We start from the raw sequence: 2,687 nt of genomic DNA on the forward strand, positions 1-2,687 counted from the left end.
AGATTGAGACGCCCCACCCCCAACCCCTCCCCTGAAGGGGAGGGGCGAAGAAGACTCAAAACCGCGTCCGCAGCCCGAACACCACCGTCCGCCCCTCACCGGGGTGAAAGATCGCGCTCGCCGCGGTCGCGGTGATCGCGGCCGACTGATCCGACACATAATATTTGTCGGTCAGGTTCCGGGCATCGGCGAACAACGTAACCCCACGCAACTCAAACCCGGCCCCGATGCCCAGCAGCGCATAGCCCGGCACCTTCAGCGTGTTGCGATAATCCGCCCAGGTCGATTGCGGCCGCCAGTCGAGGTTCGGCTCGACGAACAACCCGCTCCCGCCCTCGTAGCGCAGCGACGCGCGGTAGCTATGCACCGGCGCGATCGGCAGGCGGTTGTCGCGATAGACCGGATCATTGTCGAACCGGAAATCCGACAAGGCATAGGTCTGGCGCAGCCGCAGCTTCCCGTCCGACCCATCCAGAACCCACCAGTCCAGGCTCGCCTCGATCCCCTGATGCACCGTCTTGTCGGCGTTGAAGATGGTCGAGGGAATGGTCGGCGAGGTGGAGAAGCTCAGCAACTCCCCCTTCACCCAGGCGCGATAGGCAGTCACGTCCCACGCGACCGCGCCGCTGCGCCCGCGCGTCCCGATCTCAGCCGTCCAGGCGCGTTGCGGGTCGAGCGGCACGAACACCGACCCGAGCAGATTGGTCTGCGCCAGCGCCCCGAAATGCGGCGGCTCGACCGAGCGGGTGAAGTTCGCATAGACCTGCGCATCGCCAGTCTCGAACAGCAGCCCAACGCGCGGCGCGAACCACTCATAATCCTGATCCGCGGTGCGCCCATTCAGGCGGTTCAGATAATCGCGCCCGGCATGGCCCCAGCTCGCCCCGCCGACCAGCGCCAGGCCCTCGGTCACGAACACGCGCCCCTCGGCGAACAGGTCGAGTGCATTGGCCACCTGCCGCGCATCGCCGATCCGCGGCCCCTGCGCACTCGCGGCATTGACGAACAGATCCTGTTCGGTCCCGCCCTCGCGATAGAAAGCGCCAAAGAACAGGTCGGCCTTCATGCCCGCGAGGTCGCCCTTCCAGTCAAAGCGCCCGAACGCGCCCTGCGCATCGGTGTCCTGGATGATGAAGATGCCCACGGGGTGATACAGGTCGGTCTGCGTCGCATAGACCCCGCCCTCGAACACCAGGCTGTCCGTCAGCCGCAGCCGCGTCTGCAGCGTCCCGCGAAACACGCCCTGATTGCGCCGCTGGTTCTGCGACACCGCGCTCGTCCCCGACGCGCGCGGATTGGTCAGCGCCTGACCCAGTGTCACCGTCCCCGGCACCCCCTGATAGATATCGGCGGCATAGAGGATCGCGCGCACCTCATTCTCGTCACCGAACGACCAGCCCAGATTGAGCGTCCCGCGGATCTGGTCCTGATAGCCCTGCACGCGATAGCCATCGCTGTGGAAGGCACTGGCCCCGGCGTAGAAATCGAACGCGCCCGACTTGCCCGCGACCTGCGCGACGCCGCGCACGCTGTCGTCGCTCCCCGCTTCGACCCGCACCAGCACCGGCGACTGCGCGGTCTTGCCATTGGGCGTCACGAAATTGATCGCCCCGCCAAGCTGCGCCCCGCCAAAGCGCAGCGCGTTGCCACCCTTATAGACTTCGACAAAGCGCGCCCCGAGCGGGTCGATCTTCTGAAAATCCGAAAAGCCATCGGCATCGGCAAACGGAACACCGTCCTGCGCCAGCATCACGCCGCGCTGGTGGAAGCTCTGGTCGAGCCCCGATCCGCGGATCGACAGCCGCCCTTCCTCGCCATAGCGCTTCTGCGCCAGCACGCCCGGCACGTCGCGCAATATGTCCGGCGTCCCGATGGCGAAGCGATCCTCATAGGCTTCGGCAGCGACCACCGACACCGACCCCGGCGTCCGCGCCAGCCGCTCACGCGCCTCACCGACGACGGGCGGGTCCTCGGGATTGGCCTTGGCGGTGACGATGATCACCGGCACCTGATCGCTGTCGTCGGCAAGAGCGGGCGTCGCAAGGCAAGTGGCCGCAAGCAGCGCGGCCGCAAATTGAGTCTTCATGAGATGTGCATTCCTGATCGGCGCGGCCCGGTCGGCGCGATCACCCTCACCCTTCCCACTCGCTACGCTCGCAGGCCCCTTCCCTCTCCCAGCGGGAGAGGGAGGGAGCGCCGAAGGCGCGGAAGGGTGAGGGTGACCGTGAGACGCGCGCAAACGATGCGGCGCTAGCTATCCAAAACGGCCGAAAGGATCAGGAAATCAGCGGCGGCCCGCGCATCGGCGGCCACAATTGCCGCGCCCGCTCGACGCGCACTACCGCAACAGCGGCGAACCCCAGCGCCAGGATGAACGCCAGCGCCCCGGCGAGCAGCGCCGGGTCCACCCCCGGCATCATGTCCATGCCCAGCCCGGCAAAGGCGCAGGGCTGACCCGCAACCCGCGTCGCGCCATCCTCTTTCACCGGCATCCCCGGCACGTCGATCTCGACTTGCTGCTGGCCCATGCCGGTGCAGACCATCACCACGATCGTGCCTGCCCGCTCGACCGGCATGAACCCCGTCGGCACGGCAAGTTTCATCGCCAGCGCCAACGCGATCAGCGCGGCGGCGAACCCGCGATGCGAAAGGATCAGCCCCCGGAACACGGCGTGGCGGTTAGCGAC

Annotated in this window: 2 protein-coding genes; both read right to left on the reverse strand. The window is 67.2% G+C overall.

What is annotated here, in order from left to right:
- Positions 1-55 precede the first annotated feature (55 nt).
- Complete coding sequence (locus tag AX681_RS09360; RefSeq protein ID WP_066660455.1) at positions 56-2,086, reverse strand: TonB-dependent receptor family protein; 2,031 nt, start codon at positions 2,084-2,086, stop codon at positions 56-58.
- Between the two features lie 190 nt (positions 2,087-2,276).
- Positions 2,277-2,687 (reverse strand): hypothetical protein (locus tag AX681_RS22430; protein ID WP_197424270.1); only part of this gene is annotated, 411 nt, incomplete at its 5' end.

The sequence above is a fragment of the Sphingomonas sp. CCH9-E2 genome, from assembly GCF_001557215.1.
GTDB lineage: Bacteria > Pseudomonadota > Alphaproteobacteria > Sphingomonadales > Sphingomonadaceae > Sphingomonas.

What these genes read in the sequence shown, in the direction of transcription:
- AX681_RS09360 (WP_066660455.1), bottom strand. Translation starts at nt 2,086, where the DNA reads ATGAAGACTCAATTTGCGGCCGCGCTGCTTGCGGCCACTTGCCTTGCG.